Below are 26,581 nucleotides of genomic sequence, written 5' to 3'. Positions count from 1 at the left end.
AGCGCCCAGGGATGGGTTCACAGCGGTCCTGAAAACGTATCCCCGGTGCTCTGCCGCCGCCGCACCTGCTACGAAGCACTAGCATCTGACAGCGGGAAAAAATTAGAAAACGGAAGAAAAGATCATGAGCAATATCAACGTCATCGAAGGGGATTTCGTAGGCTGCACCGGTAAATTCGCCCTGCTGGTAAGCCGCTGGAATAGTTTTGTAGTTGAAAGCCTGAAAGACGGCGCGCTGGATACCCTGCGTCGCAAAGGCATCAAAGATGAAGACATCACCATCTACTATGCCCCCGGCGCCTTCGAGTTCCCGCTGGCCGCGCAAAAAATTGCCGAAACCAAAAAGTTCGACGCCGTGATCGCCCTCGGCGCCGTCATCCGCGGTGGCACCCCGCATTTTGAGTACGTCGCCGGCGAATGCACCAAAGGTCTCGCCCAGGTATCCATGAACACCGGCATCCCTGTGACCTTTGGCGTACTCACCGTAGACTCCATTGAACAGGCCATCGAACGCTCCGGCACCAAAGCCGGCAACAAAGGCTGCGAAGCCGCGGAAACCGCCCTCGAGATGGTCTCCCTGCTGGGCAAAATCTGATTGAGAAACGACTGAAATGACCGTAACCGCATCCGCCCGCCGCAAGGCCCGCCACTACGCCATGCAGGCGCTTTACCAGTGGCAGATGGCCGGCGCCAGCCTCAATGCCATCGAAGCCGAGTTCCATGCCGACAACGACATGAGCAAAACCGACGTGGCCTACTTTCGCGAGCTGTTCCACGGCGTGGCGAAAAACCTCGACGACATCGAAGGCACCTACGCCCAGTACCTGGACCGCAGCGTGGAAGAACTCGACCCGGTGTCCCGCGCCCTGCTGCGCATGTCCACCTACGAGCTGAAAAACCGTATCGACGTGCCCTACAAGGTCGTGATTAACGAAGCCGTCGCCCTGGCCAAGAAATTCGGCCCCACCGACGCCTTCAAATTCATCAACGGTATCCTCGACAAGGTTGCGGCGAAAGAGCGCAGTGTCGAAGTCAAAGCCGACAAAGGCTGACACCCGCCATGGCCGGGCCCGGTGAATTTGAGCTGATTCGGGAGTATTTTTCCTCTCGCATTCAAACTGGTGCCGAAAGCGCTTCATCGGGCGCAACATTCAAAAATGGTGTTGAACTCGGCATCGGTGATGACTGTGCTCTGCTGATTCCACCTGCCGGCAAACTGCTCGCCACCAGCGTGGATACCCTGGTGGCGGACGTGCACTTTCCCGCACATGCCGACCCCTATCGCATCGCCAGCCGCGCACTGAGAGTGAACCTCTCCGACCTCGCCGCCATGAACGCCGAGCCCCTGTGGTTTACCCTCGCGCTCACCCTGCCGGAGAGCAGCGCCGAATGGCTGGAACCGTTTGCGCGCGGACTTGCGGATACCGCGCGTTTGTTTGGCATTACCCTGGTCGGCGGTGACACCACCAAAGGTCCTTTGTCCATCACCATCCAGGTGACCGGCGCCTGTGATAAACCGCTGCGACGTGACGGCGCGAGTGAGGGAGATATTGTATTTGTCTCCAACGAACTCGGCGCGGCCGCCGCGGCGCTGCCCATCGTGCTCGGACAGATAAACGGGAGCGAGCAACAGCAGCGCTTGGCCGATGCCGCGTATTATTTTCCCGAGCCGCAATTTGGTATCGCCCGTGCCATTGGCAACTACGCCAGTGCCGCACTGGATATTTCCGACGGCTTGCTCGGTGATATCACGCATATCTGCAGCGCGAGTGAGCTCGGAGTAGAGCTGACTCTGGAAAAATTGCCGCAGGCGAAACTCGCCGGTGAAATTAAAGATACAGACGCACTTGAAACCGCACTCACCGGTGGTGATGACTATCAACTGTGTTTTACCGTGCCGGAAAAACATCTGGCGTTACTGGCGGCATTGAATTTGCCGATTACCGCCGTAGGCCGTATGACATCAGTGCAGGGTGTGCGCTGCCTGCTGAACAACGAGCCCTGGCTGCCGCGCGGCACCGGTTACCGGCATTTCTGAGCGGTGGAGAACAAAAGAATATGACCCCGACCTTTTCCCAGCTGTTGCGTAGCCCGGTGCTGTTCCTCGCCTTCGGGTTCGGCTCCGGCCTTGCCAGGAAGGCCCCGGGTACCTTTGGTACTCTGGCTGCGGTGCCGCTGTGGTACGGGTTGCAGTTTCTGTCGCCGATGCTGTATCTGGCCGTGCTCGTCGTTACCTTCGCACTGGGCTGCTACCTGTGCGGCGCCGCCTCCAAAACGCTTGGTGTGCACGACCACGGCGGTATCGTGTGGGATGAATTTGTCGGCTACTGGCTCACCATGTTCATGGCACCAGCGGGCTGGTTCTGGGCGTTGTACGGTTTTGTGCTGTTCCGCATTTTCGATATCGCCAAACCCCAGCCTATCGGCTGGGCGGACCGCAGAGTACATGGTGGTCTGGGGATCATGCTCGACGATATACTCGCCGGCATCTATGCCGCGCTGGTGTTGCAGGGCACGGCGTATCTGTTAACGATTTTCTGAGGCCGGATGCTCATGAAACTGCATTTGCCGCTGCTCGCGTTACTTCTGGTTGCCGTATCGCCGTTCTCCGTTGCTCAGGACGTGCGCCTGCAGGCGATTTTCGGCACCAGCGCCATGTTCGAGATCGACGGCAGACAGCGGTTGTTAAAGGCCGGCAAAACTTCACCGGAGGGCGTGAAGCTGCTGTCGGTTACCAGCGACTACGCGCTGGTAACGGTTGGCGGGCGCGAGCAGAAGCTGACGCTGGCGGCGCCGGTAGCGGCGAGCTATGCCACGGTGGAGCGGGCGGAAGTCCGCTTGAGCCCGGACAGCCGCGGTCACTACAACACGGTGGCGTGGATCAATGGTCGTCGGGTGGATGTGATGGTGGATACGGGCGCGACCAGTATTGCGTTCAACTACCCCACTGCGAAAGACCTGGGGCTCGATCTTGCCCAGGCGCAACCCATGGCGGTGTCCACGGCCAGTGGCGTGGAGCGGGCCTACCGCCTGCAGTTGAGCAGCGTCACCATCGGCGGGATCACCGTGCACAATGTGGACGCGGCAGTATTGGGCAATGATTTTCCGCGAGTGACCCTGCTGGGTAACAGTTTTTTAAGCCGCGTGGATATGCAGCAACAGGATGGCCTGTTACTGCTGCGCGCGCGCGATTGATGACATACATTGATGGATCGTGAGGTATCGGTTTGACCATTCGCTATGTGGAATCCTCCAAGCTGCCCACTTCCTGGGGCATGTTCAAGATGCACGGTTTCGAGGAAGTGGAAACCGGCAAGGAGCATGTCGTCCTGTCCATGGGCGACCTGGATACTGATGAGCCGGTACTGGCCCGTATTCACTCCGAGTGCCTGACCGGTGATGCGCTCTTTTCCCTGCGCTGCGATTGCGGCGCACAGCTGCAGTACGCCCTCCACCGGATTGCCACCGAGGGGCGCGGCGCGGTCTTCTATCTGCGCCAGGAAGGGCGTGGTATCGGTCTGCTGAACAAGATCCGCGCCTACAAACTGCAGGACTGTGGGGCGGATACGGTGGAAGCCAATGAGCAGCTGGGCTTCGGCGCAGATATGCGGGACTACTCGATCCTGAAGCCGATGATCGAGCACCTGGGGATCAAATCCATCCGCCTGATGACCAACAATCCGCGCAAGGTGAAGGCGTTGCAGGATCTGGGTGTGGAAGTCACCGAAAGGTTGCCACACCAGAGTGGCCGCAACCCGCATAACCTGAATTACCTGTCCACCAAGAAGGGCAAGCTCGGACACCTGCTGGAGGATGACGGACATTCTGACCAGTAAGGGGCCGTAAGGGTGTGGGCTCGCGGCGCCTGCTGCCGTCATAAATCCTTCACAAAACCGTCACCCGGGAGAAACCATTCAACGCCATTCTGTGCTGGAGCAAGGCGCTGATCCCGCGGATTGCCAGGGAAGGGCAAAACAGTCAGGTACGGAACGGCGGGATCAGAGAGTGCGTCTATACTCAATCTATCTGAGCGCTGAAGGTCGAGAAAGGTGATGTACCCACAGCGATCCGATATCAAGGCCGGCTATATGCCGGCTTTTGTTTTTTCTGTGCCGGAATTGAAAATGACGTCCATGTCATTTCCAATTCCGACGTCGTCAAAAAACGCCGACGCAGAAGCGTCGTTCTGCCGGGTTTCTGACGGCTCGCGCGGACCTGCACGGCCATGCACTTCGTTGGTCGTCTGCTACGTTCAAACTATTGCGGTCGGCGGGGTTGCCTGCTAGATTGCGCGAAATTCCACCAGCGGAGGATTGTTGATGATTGTATCCAAGCCCCGCCGGGCCAGCCGCGACTGACATCGCCTCCTGCCCGGCAATTTTTCTTGTCGGGTTTCCCCGAAGATTGGAAACCCTTTCCGATACTGCCCAGACAGTGGGCACGATTGACGTGCGCCTGCGTGGTTGAAAACGCAGAGCACCATTGAGGGTTCAGAACCTTGAGTAAATCCCTGATTTCACGCCGCCCGCTATTTCGGCGCGGCGCTTCCAATGGCGGCCAGGAAAAAGCCGTCAACACACAAACACCTCTGCGCGCCCGCGGCTGGAAACCGTTCTTCCAGCAGCAGTTGTCGCTGGACGAATTAGTGTGTTGTGAGCCTGTGCGGGTGATGGCGGTACACCGCAGCCAGATAGAGGTTTCCGGCGAGCACGGTGACGAAGTGATACTGGTCAACGGCCCGCTGTTTGAAGAGGCGCAGGAGAAACCCACTGTGGGCGACTGGCTCCTGCTCGAACGCGACAGTCGCAAACCTGTTCGTCGCCTGGAGCGCAGCAGCCTGTTCCGGCGTATGGCACCGGGAGCCAAGCAGGTACAGTTGATCGCGGCGAATATCGACAATGTACTGATCGTCACCTCCTGCAACCACGACTTCAATCTGTCCCGCATCGAGCGCTACCTGGCACTGGTGAAAGAGGCCGGTTGCCGCGCCTGTGTGGTGCTGACCAAGTCCGACCTGGTGGACGAGCACGAGCAGTACCGCGAAGCGTTGAAAAGCTACCGCGACCTGCCTGTGGTACTGGTCAACGCGTTGGACCGCGAAAGTGTCGAGCCCCTGCGGGAATACTGCCGCAGCGGTGAAACCCTCGCACTGCTCGGTTCCTCCGGTGTTGGCAAGTCCACCCTGTTGAACAGCCTCGCCGGAACGGAACTCGCTGCCACTGCCGGCATTCGCGAAGACGACAGCAAGGGCCGCCACACCACCCGCCACCGGGCGCTCTATGCCATACCCGATGGTGGCTTGCTGCTGGACAGCCCCGGTATGCGCGAACTCGGCCTCGCCGACATTGGCGAAGGTCTCTCAGAGGCGTTTTCCGATATCAGCGAACTCGCCGCCCAGTGCCGCTTCGCCGACTGCGCCCACGAAACCGAACCCGGTTGCGCCGTGCGCGCGGCGATGGATGCGAATGAGCTGGACGAGCGACGGGTGCGCAACTGGCGCAAGCTGGAGCGGGAGGTCAAACGGAATAGCCAGACGTTGGCGGAAACCCGCGCGGAAGAGCGGGCATTCAGTCAGTTAGTGCGCAAAGTGGGTGGGCAGGCGCGTTCTAGAAAAAATGGAGACCACTAAACGCACGCTAATGTCGAAGTGTAATTCTTGAGTGCGAAGGCAGGGTGCCGGGTATCTTTGTTTCAGGAGCGTCGCAAGCAGGGCCGACGGCGCCGCATTGAAGCGGCCGGGCCCACTTGCGGGTATTCATGGCGGTTCTGAAAACAGATACACGGTGCCTTGCCGCCACTGGACCCGCTTCAAAACCACCAAAAATTTAATTGAGTGCCGCTTGGCCCGTCGGATTACTCGCGGGAACCGTCTGACTGATTTCTCCACCCTGAGATTCAATCCATTTATTCATCCTGGTTTCCAGCACATTCAAAGGCAGTGCGCCGGCGCCCAACAGCACATCGTGGAAACGACGGATATCGAAATTGTTCCCTAGTGTCTTCTCCGCGCGCGCGCGGATTTCCTTTATCTTCAACTGGCCCAGTTTGTAGGCCAGCGCCTGCCCCGGCCACACCAGGTAGCGATCCACTTCCACCACAATATCGTGCTCCGGTTTCGGGCTGTTCTCCATGAAATAGGCGATCGCTTCGTCCCGGCTCCAGCCCAGCTGATGCATTCCCGTATCCACCACGAGCCGCACTGCACGCCACATATCGTAAGTCAGCGCCCCGAACTCGCTGTACGGATCTTTGTACAATCCGAGATCGTAGCCGAGGCTCTCAGAATACAATCCCCAGCCCTCGACGAAGCCTGTGTATGTTTTCAGGCGGCGCAACCGGTGAATATCCTTTTGCTCCTGGGCCAGCGCAATCTGCAGATGGTGTCCCGGCATTGCCTCGTGGACCGTCAGCGCCTCCATTTCCCAGATTGGGCGGCTTTTCAGATCATAGGTGTTCGCATAAAACACACCCGCGCGCCCTGCGTCGGCGGACCCGGGTTGGTAGTACGCTGTGGTCTGGGATTTTTCCGAGTAGGCGGGGATGGGCTTTACCCCGTAGGTCAGGCGGGGCAAGGTGCCGAACAATGCCGGTAACTCACCATCTATACGTTTGGCGATATCCCGATAATTTTTCAGTAACTCTTCCTTGCTCTCGTAGTAAAAGCGCGGATCGGTGCGCAGGAATTCATTAAACTCCTTGAGGCCTCCGGCAAAACCAATCTTCTTGATGACCGCGTTCATCTCTTCGCGAATACGGCGGACCTCCATGAGTCCGATACGATGGATTTCTTCCGGACTCAGTTCGGTGGTGGTTTTCTCGCGCACCTTGTGCGCGTACCAGCGCGCGCCATCTTCATTTTTGGTAAATGCCGTTTCGGTATTTGCCTTGGGAATATATTCCCGCTCCACGAATTCCGCGAACCCCTGCCATCCCGGGATCAGCGCTTTCTGGTAAATAGTCAGTGCGCGTTGACGCAGGCGCGCCTGATGCGCGGCGGGAATGCTCGCGGGCATTTCATAGAATGCTTTCAACAGCGGACTCTGCTGCGGATCGGAGGGGATCAGTGCACGGATTTGGCCGGGCAGGTCGCGCAGGGTAATCTGCGGTGGTGTCAGGTTCTGGCCTAGCCCCTTCTCCATCAGAATCTGAGTTTGCTCAATCAGGTCCGGAAGTTTGTCCAAACGCGTGAGAATATTTTCATAGTCTGCGGGGTTGCGTCTGGGCATGGCATTCAGCACTCCGGGCACGCTGCGCTGGATGCCGCTCATATGGTTTACCGGCAGCAGGTGCTCTGGGAACTGGTAGCCGCGGACCTGCAGTAGCAGGTCTTGGTACAGTAACTGGTAGTCGAGTTTTTCGCTTTCCGGAAGTTTGTTTTCATCGATGTGACGGCTGGCGGCGAGCAGGTCGCGGGTTTGGCCTTTGCGTCGTTCTATGCCTTTGATGGTCTGGTCGGTCCAGTTATGTTCTACCCCACGGTAACCCTGGTAGGTGGCGGACTCGGGGTAGCTTTCCATGATCCAGCGGTAGCGCAGGTCCTGAAGGGCGCGGAGCTTTTCACTGGCATCTTTTTTGGGGAGTGCGTTCAGATCCTTTTCAAAGGATTTCTGATCCATGGCCTGGACGTTGAGGCTCGCGGCCAGGATGGCAGCGGATAATCCGAAGGATCTAGAGTTCAGGATTTTTTTGAAAGAAGTGGGGAAAAGCATGGTACTTCCTGTCTCTGATTGTTCTATTTGTAAATAATTTTTGAATTCGGAGCGCTTAACTCAAATGTTAAGGCGGAGCGCAGGGTGGGGCATTTGGAAACCGTCGCAAACAGGGATGTTTGCGACGGAGCGTACAGGGATGTATTCACAGCGGTTTCCAAATGTCCCACCCTGTGATCTGCCGCCACGGAACTCTATTCGGAGCACCGAGACTGCGCTCCGTTCTGGCGGCTGTGGCGGCCGGTCACCGAGGATGGGTTTTCAGGACCGCTGTGAATACATCCCTGTACGCTTCGTCGGCAACGTCCCTGTTGCCGACGATCCTGAAAACCCATCCTCGGTGCCCGGCCTTCGATTCTGATTTTGTGCTTCGTTAGTTTTGTATTTGCGTGAGCTTTAGCTTTAGATCGCAGCGGCCTGGCCGTTGAAGTTGTCGTTGGCCATGGCTTCGATTCTTTTGCGGATCTGCTCTTCGATACCTTTGGCATCAAGGCCGATTTCCGCGAGTAGTTTCTGGTGTTTGCCGTGTTCGATGATCTTATCCGGCAGGCCCAGCTGCAACAGTGGAACAGGTCTGATTCTCTGGTTGAGATATTCTGAAACCGAGCTGCCGGCGCCACCGGCAATCGTGTTTTCTTCCAGAGTGACCAGCAGATCGTGGTCGTCCGCCAGGCGGTCAATCAGCTCCTCGTCCAGCGGTTTTACCCAGCGCATATCCACCAGCGTCGCACCGAGTCTTTCCGCCGCCTCGCGCGCCGGTGTCAGCAGGGTGCCGAAGCTCAGGATCGCCACATTAGCGCCCTCTCGGATTATCCGCCCCTTGCCAATCGGCAGCTCGCGCATGGCTTTTTCGATGTCAGCACCCGGGCCGGTACCGCGCGGATAGCGCACCGCGGCGGGGCCGTTGTGCTGGTAGGCGGTGTAGAGCAGCTGGCGGCATTCGTTCTCGTCACTGGGGGCGGCGATCACCATATTCGGCAGGCAGCGCATAAAGGTCAGATCGAAGCTGCCCGCATGGGTGGGGCCGTCTTCGCCGACGAGGCCGGCGCGGTCGATGGCGAAGGTCACATCCAGGTCCTGGATGGCGACGTCGTGCACCATCTGGTCGTAGCCGCGCTGCAGGAAGGTGGAGTAGATCGCTACTACCGGCTTCTGGCCTTCACAGGCGAGGCCCGCGCCGAGGGTGACCGCGTGCTGCTCGGCGATGGCCACATCGTGGTAGCGCTCGGGGAAGCGTTCGGCGAACTCCACCATGCCGGAGCCTTCGCACATCGCCGGAGTGATTGCGATGAGTTTGTCGTCCTGCTCGGCTACATCACACAGCCACTGCCCGAAAATGTCCTGGTATTTCGGCCCCTTCTTCACTTCCGGTACCGCCACCTGAACCTTGGGTTCCGGCTCGAGTTTATTCAGCGCGTGGTAACCCACCGGATCTTCTTCCGCCGGGCCAAAACCCTTGCCCTTGGTGGTGACGATATGCAGCAGCTGCGGGCCGCGCTGATTGCGCAGGTTGCGCAGGGTGTGCACCAGGTCCTGCATGTTGTGGCCGTCGAGCGGCCCTACATAGTTGAAGCCCAGTTCCTCGAACAGCGTGCCCGGGGTGATCATGCCCTTTACATGCTCTTCGGCGCGACGCGCCAGCTGCCAGGCTTTGGGAATCACCGACAGCACTTTGCGGCTGCCCTCGCGCATGTTGAGGTAGGTTTTACTGGCGAGTATGCGGGCGAAGTAGGTGGCGAGGCCGCCCACATTCTTGGAAATGGACATGCGGTTGTCATTCAGTACCACCAGCATGTCTCGGCCGGTGTGCGCCGCGTGGTTCAGAGCCTCGAAGGCCATGCCTGCAGTCATCGCGCCGTCGCCGATCACCGCCACTACCCTGCGCTCATCCGGTGAGCCCAGGGCCATACCGAGCGCCGCGCTGATGGAGGTGCTGGAATGCCCGACGCCGAAGGTGTCATAGGGGCTTTCACTGCGCTTGGGGAAGCCGGACAGACCGCCCTGCTGGCGCATGCTGAGCATCTGCTCGCGTCGGCCGGTGAGAATTTTGTGCGGGTACGTCTGATGCCCCACATCCCAGACCAGGCGGTCTTCCGGTGTGTTGTAGATGTAGTGCAGGGCGATGGTCAGCTCGACAACGCCGAGTCCGGCGCCGAAGTGGCCGCCGGTCTGTCCGACGCAGTAGAGCAGGTATTCACGTAGCTCGGTGGCCAGTTGGGGCAGCTGTTTTTCCGACAGGGCGCGCAGCTGGGCCGGATCGTCGATCTGGTCGAGTAGCGGCGTGTGTGGGCGCTGGCGGGGTATCTGGTCGAACATCTAGGGTCCTGAATTCGGGCATTTGGGCCCGTTTTCCGGTGCGGCCTGGCAGTGGCAGGCGGCATTGGGCCCAAAGTATCAATTGCAACTGATAATGGAAGGGGATTGTATGCCCACGGGCGCGAGATTGCATCCCAATGGAAGGCGGCTTCGACTTGCACTGTGGCGCCAGATCGACTGGTACGGCTTTTTGAAATCGGGCTAGGCGCCCCGTCTCAATACATCCATGTACACTCCGGCGGCGACGGCCCGGCCGTTCCATGTATTCACGGCGCCTGCGGCCCTGTCGCCGACGGTTTCAAAAAGCCGTGCCCGCCGTTCTGGCTTCGATTCGGGAATTTTTACTGCGCAAGCAGTCAGTGATCCCGATGGACTATATAGTCCGCCAGCTGCTGCAGTACGGCGGTGTTGCCGCCCAGTTGCGCCAGGGCATCGCTGGCTTCGCGGTGGAGTTCATCGGCTTTGGCGCGGGCGCCGTCGAGACCGAGCAGGGAGACGTATGTTGGCTTGTTGCGGGCGGCATCGGCGCCCTGGGTTTTGCCCAGTGTTTCGGTATCTGCGGTTACGTCGAGAATATCGTCCTGCACCTGAAAGGCGAGGCCGATGGCCTCGGCGTAGCGGGTGATGGCGGCAAGCTGGGTTTCATCGGCGCCGCCAATCAGGGCGCCCATTCTGGCGCTGGCACAGATCAGGGCGCCGGTTTTGAGGCGATGCATCTGCTTCAGTTGTTCCAGTGTCAGGGACTGGTCTACCGCGGCGAGGTCGATGGCCTGTCCCGCGACCATGCCGCGGGCGCCGGAGGCGTGGGCCAGCTCACTGACCAGGCGGATGCGCAGTTCCGCGGGCAGTGGCGCGCGGCCGAGGAGTTCGAAGGCCTGGCACTGCAGGGCGTCACCGGCGAGGATCGCGGTGGCCTCGCTGAACTGGATATGGCAGGTGGGGCGGCCGCGGCGCAGGTCGTCGTCGTCCATGGCCGGCAGGTCGTCGTGCACGAGTGAGTACGCGTGTACACATTCCAGGGCGGCCGCGGTCTCATGGCTCTGGCCGACGGATCCCGTCCCGCCCAGGGCCTGCGCGGCGGCGTACACCAGCGCCGGGCGCAGGCGTTTGCCGGGGCCGAGGGCGGCGTAGTTCATGGCGGCGAACAGGGCATCGGCATTGGACTGGTCGGCCAGCGCAGCTTTCAGCGTCTGTTCGACCTGGAGGCCAGAGGATTGCAGGAAGGCTTTGAGTTTTGCTGGCATCGCGACCGCGGGGGTGGCAGGAGTGGAAGTGCTCACTTACTCCGCATCTCCAGGGTAATCATCGTGCGCATCGAAGGGCAGTTCCTGAATTTTGCCGCCTTCCTCTTCCATCAGCACTTTCACCTTCTGCTCGGCGCTTGCCAGCTTCTGCTGACATTCGCGCGTGAGCTTCACGCCCCGCTCGAAGTCCGCCAGCGCTTCGTCCAGCGGCAGGTCGCCGCTTTCCAGGCGCTCCACCAGCTGTTCCAGTTCTTCCAGTGCGCTCTCGAAGGTAGCGGCTTTCTTTTTGGCGGCCATGGTGTGATCCCGATAAATAGCTTGGGTAGGCAATTGCGGGCAACCTTAGCGGCTGTGGGGTAGAGGGTCAATTGGCGGGGAGGAGCGTCGGTGCGCGTGCCCCCTGCGACAATTTGGCGCACTTGTGTCCGGGAGGATTCCGGTAGCATTTCCGGGTCGAAAATAAACGCCACACAAGGAAGATGCCGTGCGCTCTACGATCGCGCTGTTGTTCAGCCCTCTCGCCCTGAGTATGTCTGCGGCGGTGCAGGCTGAATCCGACCGCCACACCGACAATGCCCTGGAACAGGTGATTGTCACGGCCACCCGCGAGGCCAAGGCTCGCTCTGAGCTGGCGGAGTCCGTCGGTGTGATCGGTGAAGCGGAGCTTGAACAGATCGCGCCCGCACATCCTTCCGATGCACTGAACCGGGTGGCGGGAGTGCATGTGAACAACCTCGGCGGGGAGGGGCATATGACGTCTATCCGCCAGCCCATTTCCACCTCCGGGGTTTATCTGTTTCTGGAAGACGGCGTCCCCACCCGCCCCACCGGGTTTTTCAATCACAACGGTCTGTACGAGATCAATGTGCCTCAGAGTGCGCAGTTGGAAGTTACCAAGGGGCCGGCATCCGCGCTGTACGGCAGCGATGCCATTGGTGGCGTGATCAACGCGGTCACCCGCGCCGCGCCGGATACCGCAGAAGTGAGTCTGAACGGCGAACTGGGTGCGGACGGCTGGCGGCGGACGCTGATTTCCGGCGGCAACAGAATCGGTAGCGGCAGTGCCTTGCGTGTGGACATCAACCGCACCGAGAGTGAGGGTTTCCGCGACGAGGCGGAATACACCCGCACGTCCCTGAGTGGGCGTCTCGACAGCAAACTGGGGGAGGGGCTACAGAGTAAAACCGTGCTGTCCTGGTCCTCCATAGACCAGAGTGGTGTCTCCGGCCTCGAGGAAGAGGACTACCGCAACCATGTGGAGAAGAATCTCTACCACGGTGATATCGGCTACCGTGAAGTGGAAGCCCTGCGCCTGTCCTCCGAGTTCGCCTACACGCCGAATGACCGCAGCCTGATCACCGCAACCCCCTTCCTGCGCCACAACAGCATGGTGATGATGCCGAGCTGGATGGTGACCTATGACCCGAATATCCGCGATACCGAGTTCAGCTCCTACGGCCTGCTGCTGAAATACCGCCGCAACTTCGATCGCGGTGAGATGATCGTGGGAATAGATACGGATTACACCCCCTCGGAGTACGCCGAAGAGCGCATTGCGGTCCGCCAGGAGGGCGAAATTTTTACCGACTATCAGCGCACCGGCGTGCTCACCTACCACTTCGACGCCGAACAGACTTCCATTTCACCCTACCTTCACGGTGAACTGGAAGTGAGTGATCGCTGGCGCCTGAGTGCGGGCCTGCGCTATGACCTGTTCCGTGTGAAATATGAGGACCGGCTGGATACCCCCAACACCGACGTCTCCCACTATCGCCCGGACTCCCAGTCGCGGGACTACGGTAACCTCAGCCCGAAGCTGGGGGCGGTGTACCAGTTTGCCGACAGCCATCAGCTTTACCTGAGCTACCGTCACGCCTTTCGTGCCCCCACCGTGGGCACCCTGTTTCGCCCCGGTTCCACCCAGGACACCACCGAATTGGACCCGGTGACCAGTATCAGCCGGGAGATCGGCCTGCGCGGTCTGTTGGCGGAACGGCTCAATTACGAGCTGGCGGTGTACGACATGACCACTGAAGACGACATTGTCAGTTACATCGAGGATAACGACCGCAAAACCACCAATGCCGGCGAGACCAGCCACAAAGGGGTGGAGTTGAGCCTGCAGGCGCCGATCGGAGACTCCTGGCAGCTGGGTATTTCCTGGGCGGTCATGCGCCAGCAGTACCGGGATTTCTCCTACGTCCTCAGCCGGTTTGATCGCGGCTGCTTCTGTATGGTCAGCGAGAATCTGAACTTCGCCGGCAACGACATCAGCGGCGCGCCGGAAAATCTCGGTAACGTGACCCTGGCCTATACACCGGCGTGGCTCGCGGGCCTGCGTATGGAGCTGGAGTGGTCCCATATGGGCAGCTACTTCACCGGCGAAAGCAACTCCCAGAAATACGACGGCCACGAGCTGTTGAACCTGCGCGCCACCCATGATTTCAGCGACGATTTCTCGGTGTACGCGCGCCTGTCCAACCTCACCGACGAGCGCTATTCCACCTACACCTCCAACCAGGTGGGCGACGAGGACCTGAGCTACCGCCCGGGCCTGCCACGCTCCCTGTTCGCCGGCGTGCGCTACCGCTTCTGACGCTGAATAACTCTGAAGAGAAAACGATGAATCTGAAAAAACAGTGGCTGGTGTGGCACAACCGACTGGGCTGGTGGGCGCTGACGGGTATTTTGATCTGGGCGCTGTCTGGTATCTGCCACCCGATGATGGCCTGGTTCGGCCCGCAGGCGACGAAATTCTTCCCTCCGTCGATCCACCTGCAACCCGCGGAACTCGCAGGACTGCCGCAATTGCTCGGCGATTCCGGCAAGATAGCCGGGGCGAAAGTGGTGAAAGTGGTGCCGTCCGCAAGCGGACCGCTGCTGCAGGTCACCGACAGTGAAACCGACCCGCGCCGCTACTACCGCGTGAACGATGGCAGTGAAGTGATCGACGGCGATATGGCGCAGGCGCGTTGGCTGGCGGGCTATTACAGCGGTCGCGGTGGCGACCGGATTGCCGATGTACAGTTGCAGACCCGCTTCGACAACGATTATCCCTCGGTCAACCGCCTGCTGCCGGTGTACCGGGTGACCTATCACGGCCAAGACAACCTCACCCTGTTTATCCACACCGAAACCGCCGCGCTGGCGTCCATGAGCGACAGCCGCAAGTCTGTATTGCAGGGTATTTTCCGCCAGTTGCACACCTTTGCCTGGCTGGACGATCTGGAATACGGCCGCCTGATTCTGATCGCGCTGTTCATGCTGACCCTGGCCGCATTTGCCGCCACTGGTCTGGCGCTGGTGTTCGCCCTGAAGAACCGCAAGATCCGGGATGGCAAACGCCGCTATCACCGCCTTCTCGGCTACGCCCTGTGGCTGCCGCTGCTGGGCTGGTCCACCAGTGGTTTCTATCACCTGCTGCAGTCGTCGCTGGTGGACGAGGTTCAGGGGCTGCGACTGGGCGCCACCGGAGAATTCGGCCCGTTGAGTAACGACTTCCGCTGGGTGCAGGCGCTCGATGGCCGCGCCATCAACAGCCTGTCACTGATCGCCGGTCCCGAGGGTGTTCCGTACTATCGACTTGGCCTCGCGCCGGCGGAAGGCAATGCACCCGCAAGCCGCAACCAGCGCTTTGACGGCCGTCCATCGGAGAGCGGTGCGGTATTTGTGGACGCGCGCCGCGGTGTAATACAGGAAAGCTTCGGCGATCGCGCGCAGGCGCAGCTACTGGCCGCGCGCCACGGGGGCATCTCCGCAACGGATATTGAACGCGTGCAGCTGGTAACCGGCTATGGTCCGGATTACGATTTTCGCAACAAGCGCCTGCCGGTGTGGCGAGTCGACCTCGCTGATGCTGAACGGCGTATGCTGTTCGTGGACCCGGTGACCGGGGTGCTGGTGGACCAGTCCCGTGGTGTCGACCGCGCAGAGCGGCTGTCCTTTTCCCTCCTGCATAAGTGGAACCACCTGGCACCGCTGATCGGTCGGCAGTCGCGTGACCTGTTGATCGTCGCTACGCTGCTCATCCTGCTTGTCAGTGGCGCCATCGGCGGAGTGATGCTTGCAGGACGCAGAAAGCGAGCGGTTAATAAGGGCGCGGGGCCTGTTGGCGCTGGCCCCATTCCCGCGCCCGCGACACAATAGGGTCGATATCACTCCCGGAACGGAATTGCCCAGTGTTTGCCGCCGTACCCCCATTCGATGGGGATAGAACTGTCATCACCAACCTGCGACGCCTTACGGCACTGCGGGCTATAGCCCTCAGCGCCTATATCGGCGTCAGCCTGTGGCTGGCGGATGTCCTCAGTGGCGGCGCGCTGGTGTTCGTGTTGCTGGGGGTGCTCACCACGCTGGTGAGTGCCTGGCGCGCCCGCGGCAGTGTTTCCGTTGGTCGTCTCGAATTCTTCGGCCACCTGCTGATGGACTGGTTGTGGTTGCCACCACTTCTCGCTTTCAGCGGCGGTGCTGCCAACCCGTTCGTTACCTATCTGCTGGTTCCCCTCACCATCGCCGCCGCCACCCAGCCGAGGGTATACGCGTGGCTGATGGCCGCCATCAGTATTGCCATCTACACCGGGCTGATGATTTTTTTTCCCGGTGTCGATGGTGGCCACACGGGGCATGCCGCGCAGGAGATGCCGACCGCCAGCAGCGAGTTCTATCGCCATCTGATTGGCATGTGGGCGACGTTTACCTTCTCCGCACTGCTGATTGCGGGTTTCGTCAACAGCATGGCGGAAGCGCTGCGCAGTCGTGACCGCCATCTGCACAAACTGCGGCAGGAACAGGCACGGCGGGATCAGGTTCTGTCGCTCGGCACTCTCGCCGCCGGCACCGCCCACGAGCTGGCCTCGCCGCTGCAGACCATCGGATTGCTGGTGGAGGAATTACAGGCGCAACGCGGGCACAGCAACGATGTTGCCGAGCAGGACCTGGCGCTTCTGCAGCAGCAGGTTTCGCTCTGCAAACAGGCGCTGGAGCAGCTTAAAAGTCGCGCCCGCGACCCGGAGGGCCGCGATGAATTCCAGCCGGTGGCGAGATTCCTTGAACGCAGCCTGGAGCGCTGGCAACTGCTGCGCCCGGAAGCGCGCTTTGCACTCAAACAGCGAGGTCCGGCAGCCTTGGAGGTGCGACTTCCTCTCACCCTGGAGCAGACGCTCATCAACCTGCTCAATAACGCGCTCGATGCGTCTCTGGCCGCGGGCAACCATACCCCGGTGGACATAGTCGCGGAGTGGGATGGGGAGCGCCTGAATGTGCAGATCTCCGATTGCGGACCGGGCATCGACACCGACAAACCGGCCTCTTCCGGCTTTGGTATCGGCCTGTTGCTGAGCAAAACCGCATTGGCGCAACTGGGTGGGCGCCTGGCTCTCAAGGCGCGGGCGCAGGGGGCTGGTACCGTGGCCACGATTGAGTTGCCTCTCTCTGCCAAACCGAGGGAGCTTTCGCCACCGTGAACAAACCGCGTCTGTTGATCGTGGATGACGATACCGGTACCCGCGATATGCTGCAGCGGGCCATGACCCGTCGCGGCTTCGAGGTTCGGGTCGTGGCCGATGTGGATGACGCGCAGGGTGTGATCGCGCGGGAACCCTTCGACTGCGCGCTGCTGGATCTGAAAATTCATCACCACAGTGGTCTGGAACTGATTGCGCCGCTGCGCTCGGCGAATCCGCGCGCGCGGATCGTTTTGCTGACGGGCTATTCGAGTATTCCCACGGCGGTGGCGGCGATCAAACTCGGCGCCGATGATTATCTGTGTAAGCCGGCGGGCGGAGATCAGCTGGTGGCGGCGCTGATCGGTGACCTGGGTACCACCAGAGAAGAGCCGCCACTACCGGAAATTACCGATACTCCACTGTCGGTCAATCGGCTGGCCTGGGAACATATTCAGCGCGTGCTCGCGGAGAATGACGGGAATATATCGGCCACGGCCCGGGTACTGGGTATGCACCGGCGGACCCTGCAGCGGAAACTGCAGAAACGGCCGAAGGGGCAATGACGTCACCGGCGATGTGCCGTTTCGCATTGAGCCCGGTGGCGGCGGAGCACCGAGGTGTGTCACTTCGTCAGGGCAAAAAATTCCGAATCTGCCGTCCACCACCCTGATGAATTTCCCGCTCCATCAGATAGTGCGCCAGTGCTCGTTTCTGGCTGTTGCTGAAGCCATAGTTGGGCATGGGGGGAGTGGGGGTGTCGAAGTAATCCGCCAGTTGTTTGAGCGAATACTTGCGGCTCAGGTTTTCCAGTGGAAGCTGCTCGTGGCAGCGGATGCAGTTGCGGCGCTCGAATATCTGCGCCCCCTGGCGGGCGGCGTCACCGTCGATGGCGAGGGGCTTTTTCGGGGCCGTGATGGATGGGCGTTTTTTCTCAGGTGCCGCGGGAGCGACCGGGTTGGTTGTACCCGGCTGAATCCGGTAAATCGCGCCGGCATAATCATCGGACACGTAGATATTGCCGCGCGGGTCCTCGACGATGTCCACCGGGCGCCCATACACCGTATTCTTGTCGTCGCCGAGGAAACCCCACAGGAAATCTTCCGCATGAATTGCTCCACGGTCATCCCAGTGCAGCGCCACGACCTTGTAGCCATCTTTGACATCCCGATTCCACGAGCCGTGCAGTGCAACCAGAGCCACATCCCGATAGGCGTCCGGTTGTTCCGGGCTGCGCAGAAAACGCATGCCTAGAGGTGCATTGTGGGCGCGGAATTCGAACACCGGGGGGATGGAGGCCGCGATCTTCCGCTGGATTTCCGAGTGCTTGCCCTCACCGAAATCCGGATCCGGAACCCGATTGCCATTGGCATAGGGCCAGCCGTAAAAACCGCCCCGCACAATACGGTTCAGCTCGCAGGGAGGGAAATCGTTGCCCAGCCAGTCGCGACCGTTATCGGTGGCGTAGAGGGCGCCGTCCCTCGGGGACCAGTCGAATCCCACGCTGTTGCGCAGGCCCGTGGCAAAAATTTCGAAATGGCTGCCATCCGGACGGAAGCGCATGATGGTGGCGCGGTGAGGGTCTTCCTCTTCGCACACATTGCAGGTGGAGCCGCTTGACAGGTACATCCAGCCGTCCGGTCCCATGCCAATAGTCTTGGTCCAGTGGTTGCCGGTGCCCGCGAGATGGTTCACGACCCTCTGATAGCGGCCGGCGATACGCCCGTCGGAGTGGTCGAACAGGGCGCGACCGACGCCATTGCTCTCGGCGATGTACAGCCAGTCCTCGTGCAGGGCCAGGCCATGGGGACGCTGCAGGCCGTCGATCAGTATCCGCTGGCCGTCGGCTTTGCCGTCCCGGTTGCGGTCCGCCAGCAGCAGGCTCACCTGTCCGAGTTTCGGCTGGGAAACCAGTAGATCACCGTTGCGTGTCACCGCCATAAATCGTGCATTGGGAACGTCGTCGCTGTACAGGTCCAGTCGATAACCCGGCGCCAGATGCAGTTGGCGCTTCACGGTCGTCTCGTCGGTACTTGAACCGAGCAATTGTCCCCAGGGTAGGTTGATGCCGGGAACGAGCCCCAGGGCAACCGCAATCACTAGTAAAAACAGGACAATGGCGACAATAAGCGCCATACGCCGAAAAGTTAGCGCGTTTTTCGACGGAGTTCTCACAATCGTCTTGATCTCGTAACAAAAGTAACTATAGTAAGCCGCTAGTTAAATGTCGCACAGTAGTACCAGTTGCGATACGCGCCATATCCCCCTCCGATATTCTGCTGAAGAGAAATGTGACGACAGTCACTCGCTTGTAAGACATCTCCTACAACAAGTTCAGCACTTTCCCACTACCCGAATTTTTCCCAGCGACCATAATGTAATTGCAAGGACGGAGAACGGATTGCATCGGCGGCAAGGATTGGTTTCCAAGGATTGGAGACCGCGCTGCCAGCCTGAAAGGATTTGGGCACCATCCTGTGAGACGCACCGCTTGAGCCGGACTGCTCAAGCGGTGTTTTACATTTCGGGCCGCGGATATTTTCATCGTTTTCCCCGGCAATCCGGTTCCTGACCTGTTTTCTTCTTCAATACTGCCTGCCTCCCTCAGCAGGTCCGACATTTCCCCGACATTTCCCCGCTCGCCGTCTAAAGATCAGCACGGGAATCCGCAGCCTGTCTGGAAATCGTAACAAACCTCCGCTTTAATCAGCACATGCCGGTCCGATTATTGTGGCCGCGGAGGATGATACATTCAGTAATCAAGCGCTGTACCTGTTTATTGCGCAGCCACCCTGGCATCACTGGTGGTCGAGCCTTCATCGCCCTCAGATTTGGCCGCGTTCTCTCTGCGCCACCGCATTCCCCCGGATTCCCAGGCCCGACTCTCACACTCCAAGCTTTTCCCTGTTTTCATCCCTTTCCGCGTTCCCGCGTCTTTTTTCATCCCAGGCCCCCAGGTTCCAAGATCCCAGTCCCGCCGCTTGTCCCGCGAGGCTCTACAGCACTTGGGGTGCGCCAACACCGGAGGTGAACACATGCAAGCACAAATCCTGAGGTTGAATCTCGCCGGACAGCCGCTGGAGTGGCTGAGCTGGGAAGAGGCGGCCTGTCTGTATGTACGGGACCTGGTCACCTGGACGCTTGGCGGCGTGGTGCAGACGGTGCGCGGCGGGGTCAATCGCAGCGGTGAGCGCTCAAAGCTGGATCTCGCGGCCATTATCGCCTGTGGCGGTGATCGCATGGCGCGGCCGCGTACTCGTCCTCCACTTACCAACCGCGCGTTGTTTGCGCGGGACGAGCACACCTGCCTGTACTGCGGCAGCTGGTTTCCACTGCGCGACCTCACCCGGGACCATGTACATCCGGTATCAAAGGGCGGGCGCGATGCGTGGGAAAACGTGGTGACCGCCTGTCGCCGCTGTAATCAGCACAAAGGCAATCGGCTGTTGCAGGATATTGAAATGGAATTGCTGGCGCTGCCATTTGTGCCGAATGCGGCCGAGTATCTGGCGCTCATCAACAGCGTGCGGATTCGCGGTGACCAGATGGAATTTCTCCGCGGCCAGTTTTCCCGGCCGCGGCAGGAGGGGTGGTTAGTGACGGATGGGCTGCCCAAGGCGGGTTGATTGCCCCGTGTTCAAACCGCGGCTCGAATCAGCGCCGTGAGATAGGTGCAGAAATCATGGCCGTGGTTTTGCAACATTTTCGGGAACATCGAAATAGGGGTCATTCCCGGGAAGGTGTTCACCTCGTTGAGGTAAATTTCCCCGTCGTCGGTGAGAAAGAAGTCGATACGCGACAGGTCTTTCAACTGCAGGCCGACAAATGCACGCTTCGCCGCTTCGTGAATCCATCCCAACTGCCCTTCGGATAGCCCGTCCGCTACCACGTGGGTCAGTGCGCGGCTACCCTCCGCGTATTTCTCGTCGTAACTGTAGAAGGTATCTGCCGGCGCGCACACTTCGCCGGGCGCGGTAATCACCAATGCGCCCTGGTAGTTGTATGCCGCGACTTCCAGCTCGCGGACGTTCAGACACTTCTCCACCAGCACATAAGGCGAAAGGGTGAAGGCTTCCTCGAGCGCTTGGTTCAGCGAACTCTCGTCACTCACCTTGTAGCATCCAACCGACGATCCCTGGTTGGAGGCCTTCACAAACACCGCGCCCCACTGCCGGAGAGCGTCGCGTGCTTTGGCCGTTTCTTCCGCGGTGTTGGCGCACAGAAACTGATAGGGTGTGTTGTCGATGCCGAGAGCGGTCAGCCACAGCTTGGTGGTGATCTTGTTGAAGCAGATCTTGCTCGCTTCCGGGCCGCAGCCGTAATAGGGCAGACCGAGAATGTCCAGCTGCGATTGCAGGTCGCCGGTTTCACCGGGGTAACCGTGAATGGCCGGAATGACGTAATCCACCGGCTGCGCGCTGCCGGTGGCATGGTAGAGCAGCTTGTCTGAACGCAGCTCGCGTACGGTGCCGTCGGTGTCCAGCAACTGGCCATGGTCGTTCATGGTGACGCGGGTGAGCTGAATGTCCGGCGCTTTTGCCAGCTCGCGTTGGATAAAATCGGCGGTGCGCAGGGACACGTCGTGCTCGCTGCCACCACCGCCGCAGATCAGCAGTACCTGAATATTGTTCTGTTGGCTCATCGGGCTCTCATTAATCCGGTTTTTATCGAACGGGTCTCTCGGCAACCTGTCAGTTGGGCTCCGCGGGCGCAGTGAGTACCTGCGCGCACTGCGCGGGCATCTCCGGCTTTTTGGGCGGCTTCTCCGGTTTGGGTTTTGCCGGTGCAGTGCCGTTCAGGATGGCGTAAAACTCATCGCTAAACCACCAGTCCAGCCCGCCTTCACAAGGTTTTCCACTCACTTTGGGCTGGGGCACGCAGCTGCTGTCTTCCGGTGGGCAGTTCAGGCGCACATGGAAATGATAGTTGTGTCCCCACCAAGGGCGCACTTTGCGCAGCCATTGGTTGTCGTCGCCGGCAATATCGCACATTTTGCGCTTGATCGTTGGGTGCACGAAGATCCGCGCCACACGCGGGTCTTCGGAGGCAATGCGCAGGATACCCGGGATACGTGGATCCCAGTTTTTCTCCAACAGGATATGTTTGCGGTCATCGGCCATAGGGATGGCGGAGATATGGTCCCGCTCCCAGGCGGTCAGTGGGCGCTCGGCGGCCCGCTCATCCTGGGAAAACCAGATGTCGGCGTCCAGACCCATCTGGTGGCTGGCGTGCCCGCTGCTGAACGGCCCCCCCCTCGCCATGGACATGTCACCGATCTGCAGGCGGCCGAGCCGCTGTTCTTCCACCGCGTTGGAAAAGTCCTTGAGAAACTCCACCAGATAGGGGTTGCCGTAGTGACGGTTGCGGCCGGTGCGCACCAGCTGAAAACCTTCGCCGCGCAGCGGCATCTGCTCGGCGCCGCTGAGACAGCCGTTGCTGTAGCCGCCGATGCTTTCAGGAAGCTGGTTACTCGGCTTCTTGACGGTCTCCCAGGGGTTTTTGGCGATGGACGGCAGGGCCGTACTCATCAGCAACGCAATGATGACGGACTGAAAGCAGAATCGAAAAATGAGCGACATGATGTACTGCGGTTGTGTCGGTTAATTTTTTTGTGCCCGGAGAATTATAGAAGTTCCCCGGGCTGGTTCTATGGAACATTCCTCTTTCTCTGGCTTTCCCGCGATGACGCGCTCCGCCGATATCCCCGCCGAGTTCAGGCCGATCCACTATGTTTGTGATTGGCCTGTGGATTTTCCTCGGGTCGGGCCAGCCGCGGAATGTCATTCATCCATGACTCTCGATCAGATCGTTATTCTGGCGATTATCGCCGTCACCATCTGCCTGTTTATCTGGGGCCCATGGCGCCACGACATGGTGGCGCTGGCATCACTGCTGGCCTGTGTGTTTACCGGCCTGATTGAACCCGAGGACGCGTTTACAGGGTTTGGCCACCCGGCGGTTGTCACCGTGGCGTGTGTGTTGATTCTGAGCCGCGGATTGCAGAGTACCGGGGCCATGGACGCGCTGGCGCAGAAAGTTGTTCCCCGGAGGGGGGGCGTTACCCTCGCCATCGCCGCACTTACCGCACTCGGGGCCGGCATGTCCGGCTTTATGAACAATGTCGGCGCCATGGCGCTGCTGATGCCGGTGGCGACGGATCTTGCAGACCGCTACGAGCTACCGCCGGGGCGGGTACTGATGCCGCTGTCATTCGGCACCATTCTCGGCGGCATGACGACGCTGATTGGCACACCTCCCAACCTTATCGTTTCCGGATTCCGCGCCAGCGCTGGTGCGGGCAGTTTCGGCATGTTTGATTTCACTCCGGTGGGTCTGGCGGTGGCCCTGGTGGGGGTGTTGTTTGTCGCCTTGATCGGCTGGCGGCTGGTGCCTGCGCGCACACAAGCGGGTGCGAATACGTTTGAAACCGGCACCTATCTCACGGAGGCACTGGTGGGGGAAAAGAGTGCGGCCATCGGTAAGTCACTGGCGGAGCTGGTGAAAATGATCGGTGATGAAGACGCGCAGGTTATTGGCCTTGTGCACAACAACGCGCGGGTTTCCACCGCCATGCCGGGACTGAGGGTGCGCGCGGGGGACCTGTTGGTGATCGAGTCCGAGCCGGAATCCCTCTCCGCGGTGCTGTCGAGCCTCGGGCTGACGCTGGCGGCGGATCCCAGTAGCGACAAGGACAAGACGGAAAAGGAAAACGCCGGGAAAGGGGCGGGCGATACAAACACGCCGGCAGATGATGCGGAAGCACCCGCAGACAGACCGCCGGCCAAATTGAAAGCCCATACCGATTTGCCGCAAAAGCGTGTTGAAGCGGGCGATATCACTCTTCCTCCTGAGTCCCGGAGCGGGGAGACCGCGGCGCAGAATCTGGAGCGGGACGAGGAAAAGAAGCGGGAGGAGGAACGGAAAGAGTCGGAGGAAAAGCGCGCGCGGGATCGACCTGATCTGGTACTGCGGGAGCTGGTAGTGCTGCCGGACTCTTTTCTGATCGGGCGCACCGCCGAGAACCTGCGTCTCGCCGGCCGCTATGAAATCAGCCTGCTGGCCCTGTCCCGTCAGGGGCGCCGCTCGGTCAAGCGTCTGCGCTCGACGCCGCTGATGGGGGGCGACGCGCTGCTGATGATGGGAACCGAGGAGAATCTGCGCAACTTTGCCAATGAGCAGCGCTGCGTGCCGCTGGCACAGCGGGATATCACCATTCCCAACAAGGAAAAGGCATATGTTGCGCTGATCGCCATGGCGCTGGCGGTGGCGGGAGCGGCGTTTGGCCTGCTGCCGGCGGCCATCTCCTTTGCCACCTGTGTGCTCGCGTACATGGCACTGAAGGTGGTGCCGTTGAGGAGCATGTACGATGCGGTGGACGGATCGGTGGTTGTGTTACTCGGTGCGCTGATTGCGGTGGCTCAGGTGATGGAGTCATCCGGTGCGGCGGATGTGGTGGCCAAGTCGATGCTGGATACGGTGGCGCGGGGCAGCCCGGTGGTGGCGCTGGTGTTGATTCTGGTGGTGACGATGACACTGTCGGATTTCATGAACAACGCCGCCACGGCGGCGGTAATGTGCGCGATTGCGCTCAGCGTGGCGGGCCAGCTGGAGGTGAATCCGGACAGTTTCCTGATGGCGGTGGCGATCGGCGCGTCCTGCGCTTTCCTGACGCCGGTGGGACATCAGAACAATACGCTGATCCTGGGGCCCGGCGGGTTCCGGTTTGGCGATTACTGGCCGATGGGGTTGCCGATGGAATTACTGGTAATCGCGGTTTCGGTCCCCATGCTGTTGTGGGTCTGGCCGCTCTAGCTGGTTGTTGAGAAAGGCCGTCCCAGACCCGGAGTTGCGGCACATGTCCGCAAACCCTCTACGACAAATCGGGTTCTTGCGCGCTTGGTTTGCGACCGGATCATTCGTGGCCCGGTGTGGCAGGCTGTTTTTCAACAGACGGCTAGGCCACGTCGTCGTCTGGTATCTCTGCCAGATCGGCCAGGTACTCACCGCAGAATCGCAGCGCGTCGGTGACCGTGACGATGCCGGCGAGATCTCCTTCCTTCATGACGAGTACGGAGCCGATCCCGGTGTCCGCCATGGCCAGCAGGATTTTGTCCAGCGGATCATGGATGTCGGCGATGTAGGGGCGGCGAGCGCAGACGTCGCGCACGTACAGCTGTTGCTCCTCCAGCCGATGGCCCGGAGAGCGCACGCGTTCGATGTCTCCGCGCGAGATGACGGTTTCCAGGTCGCCGTCGCGAGTCACCGGGAGGTGATGGACCCCGTGCTCCTCCATCAGGGTTTCCGCGTCCTCGATGGGGGCGTCGATATCGATATGATAGGGGAACGGCGTCATCAGGGCCGCCAGTGTCGGCATACGGTGGATGTCCCGTACTTTGGCCATACCTCAGGGTACTCCGTAATTGGCTGGTTTTTGCGCGGCGGGCAGTGGCCGGGAGCCGCATATGGCATTTCAAGACGCTACTAGGTCAAGACACTACAAGAATAGAATCGGGCGAAAGCGAATACCCGTTAAATAAAAGTTATTCACCCTGTTGGCTATTTACCGGCAAGTCAGTATTATGCGCAGCGCCCGGCCATGGGGCCCTCTTGCATATCCCGTGGGATCGGGTTCATTTATCGGGTGATTTTGGGTTTAATATCCGGACTCGGGTTGAAATGCCGACATCAGGCATTATTTATAGCCATATCTGTGCATTGCCATTTGAGTGAACCACTTTTAATACGTGTTATTTAGTAAAAGTATTTGGTTTATTTGACGGTCGCGGTGATAAGCAGATATACGGCATCGCCGAACGCCATTGGTCTGCAGTGCAAAGGCGGGGTGAGTTTCGGCTCGAACGCACTTTATTCATTGATATTCTTTATGTGAGAGATGTTTAACGCGCTGGAGTTTCGCGAGCCTAACGGTGCTCTCGTTTTTTTTGCCGCTCACTGGATATCGGGTTTTGAATCCGCCTTGAATATTCCATTTGCGTCTATCTTTATTTGGAATATGTGCACTGGTTCAGGTGTATTGCCAGTAATTGATTCACGACTGTGGAATCGAGACTGCTGAATTCGCTCGATGGGAAGCTTATCGGGTATGAATGCCGTTAAATCGATGATTCATCGTTAAAAACGCACTATCAAAAACAGAAATTTTTATATATATCGAGGCTCAATATATATGTTCCAGGAATACGATCAGATCGAACAGCAAATTGCCGAGCATCAGGCCAGAATCGAAGAGCTGCAGGAGCAGATGGCGCGCGCCGAGCGCAAGAAGCAGGGCGTGATTGCTTTCGACAAGGCGCTGGTCAATCTGGCGGCGGAATACGAAGTGGACGAGGAAGAACTGTACACCGCGCGCGGTGAGCAGATCGTCGAGTGGCTCGTTGGTCAGCTGAATAATGAGGATGCGCCGGACTACATTCGCACCCTCAAGGCCCGAGTGGCCCGCAGTCTGAAGCGCGAAAACGACGCGCCGCGTCGCAGTGCCGGTCGCAAGGCGTCCGCGACCGCCAAACCAGCGGAACCAAAGCTGGAAACCGGTCACTACCGCAACCCCTACACCAATGCCACCATCGAGAAGAAAAAACGCAATCCCAAGCAGTTGAACCAGTGGGTTGCCGAGCACGGCCTGGATAAAGTGCAGAGCTGGAAAATCTGATTTCAGCCGCCTACTGGCAGTACGAAAAAGCCCCCGGTAGTCCCAGCTACCGGGGGCTTTTTTATTGGTTTGGCGGTGGTTTAGCCGGCAATGTCGCTCAACGTGCGCCAATTGGAGCATTCCGGCGCTAGCCAGCAAACGCGTGCAGGGCATTTCAACAATACTTTCGGGAGTCTCGGGTCTGCAGCCGGCGAGTGCCCG

Annotated in this window: 22 protein-coding genes; 14 read left to right on the top strand and 8 right to left on the bottom strand. The window is 59.8% G+C overall.

Going from position 1 to position 26,581, the window contains the following annotated elements:
- The first annotated feature begins 124 nt into the window (after positions 1–124).
- The 7 genes from ribE to rsgA all read left to right on the top strand — a co-directional run bounded on the left by ribE (position 125) and on the right by rsgA (position 5,629).
- The gene (ribE, locus tag C3938_RS04615) at positions 125–595 is read left to right on the top strand and encodes a 6,7-dimethyl-8-ribityllumazine synthase (RefSeq protein WP_105102040.1); all 471 of its coding nucleotides are present in this window, start codon (positions 125–127) and stop codon (positions 593–595) included.
- Positions 596–611: 16 nt separating this feature from the next.
- Entirely contained in the window at positions 612–1,052 is a 441-nt protein-coding gene (gene nusB, locus C3938_RS04610) for a transcription antitermination factor NusB (protein WP_105102039.1), read from the top strand.
- Positions 1,053–1,060: 8 nt separating this feature from the next.
- On the top strand, positions 1,061–2,038 hold the full coding sequence (thiL, locus tag C3938_RS04605) for a thiamine-phosphate kinase (protein WP_105102038.1): 978 nt from the start codon (positions 1,061–1,063) through the stop codon (positions 2,036–2,038).
- 20 nt (positions 2,039–2,058) lie between these two features.
- On the top strand, positions 2,059–2,541 hold the full coding sequence (locus tag C3938_RS04600; protein ID WP_105102037.1) for a phosphatidylglycerophosphatase A: 483 nt from the start codon (positions 2,059–2,061) through the stop codon (positions 2,539–2,541).
- A 12-nt stretch (positions 2,542–2,553) separates the two neighbouring features.
- A complete protein-coding gene (locus C3938_RS04595) occupies positions 2,554–3,195 on the top strand; it encodes a retropepsin-like aspartic protease family protein (protein ID WP_233998651.1) in 642 nt (213 codons plus the stop codon).
- A gap of 32 nt (positions 3,196–3,227) precedes the next feature.
- Positions 3,228–3,836, top strand: a complete 609-nt coding sequence (ribA, locus tag C3938_RS04590; RefSeq protein WP_105102035.1) for a GTP cyclohydrolase II — start codon at positions 3,228–3,230, stop codon at positions 3,834–3,836.
- A 662-nt stretch (positions 3,837–4,498) separates the two neighbouring features.
- On the top strand, positions 4,499–5,629 hold the full coding sequence (gene rsgA, locus C3938_RS04585) for a ribosome small subunit-dependent GTPase A (RefSeq protein WP_105102034.1): 1,131 nt from the start codon (positions 4,499–4,501) through the stop codon (positions 5,627–5,629).
- Positions 5,630–5,825: 196 nt separating this feature from the next.
- On the opposite strand, the gene C3938_RS04580 is transcribed toward rsgA, so the two are convergent.
- From C3938_RS04580 to C3938_RS04565, 4 genes are all read right to left on the bottom strand, one after another.
- Entirely contained in the window at positions 5,826–7,709 is a 1,884-nt protein-coding gene (locus C3938_RS04580) for a DUF885 domain-containing protein (RefSeq protein ID WP_233998649.1), read from the bottom strand.
- A 402-nt stretch (positions 7,710–8,111) separates the two neighbouring features.
- On the bottom strand, positions 8,112–10,025 hold the full coding sequence (gene dxs, locus C3938_RS04575; RefSeq protein WP_105102033.1) for a 1-deoxy-D-xylulose-5-phosphate synthase: 1,914 nt from the start codon (positions 10,023–10,025) through the stop codon (positions 8,112–8,114).
- Between the two features lie 356 nt (positions 10,026–10,381).
- Entirely contained in the window at positions 10,382–11,269 is an 888-nt protein-coding gene (locus tag C3938_RS04570; RefSeq protein WP_105103224.1) for a polyprenyl synthetase family protein, read from the bottom strand.
- 36 nt (positions 11,270–11,305) lie between these two features.
- A complete protein-coding gene (locus tag C3938_RS04565; RefSeq protein ID WP_105102032.1) occupies positions 11,306–11,566 on the bottom strand; it encodes an exodeoxyribonuclease VII small subunit in 261 nt (86 codons plus the stop codon).
- Positions 11,567–11,753: 187 nt separating this feature from the next.
- Between C3938_RS04565 and C3938_RS04560 the strand changes: the two genes are divergently transcribed.
- The 4 genes from C3938_RS04560 to C3938_RS04545 are packed head-to-tail and all read left to right on the top strand — an operon-like array spanning position 11,754 to position 17,276.
- Positions 11,754–13,865, top strand: a complete 2,112-nt coding sequence (locus C3938_RS04560; protein WP_105102031.1) for a TonB-dependent receptor — start codon at positions 11,754–11,756, stop codon at positions 13,863–13,865.
- Between the two features lie 26 nt (positions 13,866–13,891).
- Positions 13,892–15,415 carry a PepSY domain-containing protein gene (locus tag C3938_RS04555; RefSeq protein WP_105102030.1) on the top strand — a complete coding sequence of 508 codons (1,524 nt, stop codon included), beginning with the start codon at positions 13,892–13,894 and terminating at the stop codon, positions 15,413–15,415.
- Between the two features lie 32 nt (positions 15,416–15,447).
- Positions 15,448–16,731, top strand: a complete 1,284-nt coding sequence (locus C3938_RS04550) for a sensor histidine kinase (RefSeq protein WP_105102029.1) — start codon at positions 15,448–15,450, stop codon at positions 16,729–16,731.
- Positions 16,728–17,276: a response regulator transcription factor gene (locus C3938_RS04545; RefSeq protein ID WP_105102028.1), complete on the top strand. Its 549-nt coding sequence runs from the start codon at positions 16,728–16,730 to the stop codon at positions 17,274–17,276. Before C3938_RS04550 ends, C3938_RS04545 begins: the two co-directional genes overlap by 4 nt.
- A 67-nt stretch (positions 17,277–17,343) precedes the next feature.
- On the opposite strand, the gene C3938_RS04540 is transcribed toward C3938_RS04545, so the two are convergent.
- Entirely contained in the window at positions 17,344–18,846 is a 1,503-nt protein-coding gene (locus C3938_RS04540) for a PQQ-dependent sugar dehydrogenase (protein WP_233998647.1), read from the bottom strand.
- An 899-nt stretch (positions 18,847–19,745) separates the two neighbouring features.
- On the opposite strand from C3938_RS04540, the gene C3938_RS04535 reads away from it, so the two are divergent.
- Positions 19,746–20,336 (top strand): HNH endonuclease, encoded by a 591-nt coding sequence (locus C3938_RS04535; RefSeq protein ID WP_105102027.1) that lies wholly within the window; start codon positions 19,746–19,748, stop codon positions 20,334–20,336.
- A gap of 11 nt (positions 20,337–20,347) precedes the next feature.
- Here C3938_RS04535 and C3938_RS04530 read toward each other — a convergent pair whose 3' ends face one another.
- Both C3938_RS04530 and mepA read right to left on the bottom strand, forming a co-directional pair.
- Entirely contained in the window at positions 20,348–21,352 is a 1,005-nt protein-coding gene (locus C3938_RS04530) for a D-alanine--D-alanine ligase (RefSeq protein WP_105102026.1), read from the bottom strand.
- A gap of 49 nt (positions 21,353–21,401) precedes the next feature.
- Complete coding sequence (mepA, locus tag C3938_RS04525; RefSeq protein ID WP_105102025.1) at positions 21,402–22,289, bottom strand: penicillin-insensitive murein endopeptidase; 888 nt, start codon at positions 22,287–22,289, stop codon at positions 21,402–21,404.
- A gap of 211 nt (positions 22,290–22,500) precedes the next feature.
- Between mepA and C3938_RS04520 the strand changes: the two genes are divergently transcribed.
- Positions 22,501–24,522, top strand: coding sequence for an SLC13 family permease (locus tag C3938_RS04520; protein ID WP_105102024.1), 2,022 nt, complete (start codon positions 22,501–22,503; stop codon positions 24,520–24,522).
- A 142-nt stretch (positions 24,523–24,664) separates the two neighbouring features.
- Here C3938_RS04520 and C3938_RS04515 read toward each other — a convergent pair whose 3' ends face one another.
- Positions 24,665–25,111 carry a CBS domain-containing protein gene (locus C3938_RS04515; RefSeq protein ID WP_233998645.1) on the bottom strand — a complete coding sequence of 149 codons (447 nt, stop codon included), beginning with the start codon at positions 25,109–25,111 and terminating at the stop codon, positions 24,665–24,667.
- Between the two features lie 786 nt (positions 25,112–25,897).
- On the opposite strand from C3938_RS04515, the gene C3938_RS04510 reads away from it, so the two are divergent.
- Entirely contained in the window at positions 25,898–26,380 is a 483-nt protein-coding gene (locus C3938_RS04510) for a hypothetical protein (RefSeq protein ID WP_105102023.1), read from the top strand.
- Positions 26,381–26,581: the final 201 nt, after the last annotated feature.

Source organism: Microbulbifer pacificus (genome assembly GCF_002959965.1).
GTDB lineage: Bacteria > Pseudomonadota > Gammaproteobacteria > Pseudomonadales > Cellvibrionaceae > Microbulbifer > Microbulbifer pacificus_A.
This window is presented reverse-complemented; position numbering and strand designations above follow the sequence as displayed.

What these genes read in the sequence shown, in the direction of transcription:
- C3938_RS04565 (WP_105102032.1), bottom strand. Translation starts at nt 11,566, where the DNA reads ATGGCCGCCAAAAAGAAAGCCGCTACCTTCGAGAGCGCACTGGAAGAA.
- C3938_RS04535 (WP_105102027.1), top strand. Translation starts at nt 19,746, where the DNA reads ATGCAAGCACAAATCCTGAGGTTGAATCTCGCCGGACAGCCGCTGGAG.
- C3938_RS04580 (WP_233998649.1), bottom strand. Translation starts at nt 7,709, where the DNA reads ATGCTTTTCCCCACTTCTTTCAAAAAAATCCTGAACTCTAGATCCTTC.
- ribE (WP_105102040.1), top strand. Translation starts at nt 125, where the DNA reads ATGAGCAATATCAACGTCATCGAAGGGGATTTCGTAGGCTGCACCGGT.
- C3938_RS04600 (WP_105102037.1), top strand. Translation starts at nt 2,059, where the DNA reads ATGACCCCGACCTTTTCCCAGCTGTTGCGTAGCCCGGTGCTGTTCCTC.
- C3938_RS04595 (WP_233998651.1), top strand. Translation starts at nt 2,554, where the DNA reads ATGAAACTGCATTTGCCGCTGCTCGCGTTACTTCTGGTTGCCGTATCG.
- C3938_RS04515 (WP_233998645.1), bottom strand. Translation starts at nt 25,111, where the DNA reads ATGGCCAAAGTACGGGACATCCACCGTATGCCGACACTGGCGGCCCTG.
- C3938_RS04530 (WP_105102026.1), bottom strand. Translation starts at nt 21,352, where the DNA reads ATGAGCCAACAGAACAATATTCAGGTACTGCTGATCTGCGGCGGTGGT.
- C3938_RS04555 (WP_105102030.1), top strand. Translation starts at nt 13,892, where the DNA reads ATGAATCTGAAAAAACAGTGGCTGGTGTGGCACAACCGACTGGGCTGG.
- C3938_RS04510 (WP_105102023.1), top strand. Translation starts at nt 25,898, where the DNA reads ATGTTCCAGGAATACGATCAGATCGAACAGCAAATTGCCGAGCATCAG.
- thiL (WP_105102038.1), top strand. Translation starts at nt 1,061, where the DNA reads ATGGCCGGGCCCGGTGAATTTGAGCTGATTCGGGAGTATTTTTCCTCT.
- mepA (WP_105102025.1), bottom strand. Translation starts at nt 22,289, where the DNA reads ATGTCGCTCATTTTTCGATTCTGCTTTCAGTCCGTCATCATTGCGTTG.
- nusB (WP_105102039.1), top strand. Translation starts at nt 612, where the DNA reads ATGACCGTAACCGCATCCGCCCGCCGCAAGGCCCGCCACTACGCCATG.
- C3938_RS04520 (WP_105102024.1), top strand. Translation starts at nt 22,501, where the DNA reads ATGACTCTCGATCAGATCGTTATTCTGGCGATTATCGCCGTCACCATC.
- C3938_RS04540 (WP_233998647.1), bottom strand. Translation starts at nt 18,846, where the DNA reads ATGGCGCTTATTGTCGCCATTGTCCTGTTTTTACTAGTGATTGCGGTT.
- dxs (WP_105102033.1), bottom strand. Translation starts at nt 10,025, where the DNA reads ATGTTCGACCAGATACCCCGCCAGCGCCCACACACGCCGCTACTCGAC.
- C3938_RS04570 (WP_105103224.1), bottom strand. Translation starts at nt 11,269, where the DNA reads ATGCCAGCAAAACTCAAAGCCTTCCTGCAATCCTCTGGCCTCCAGGTC.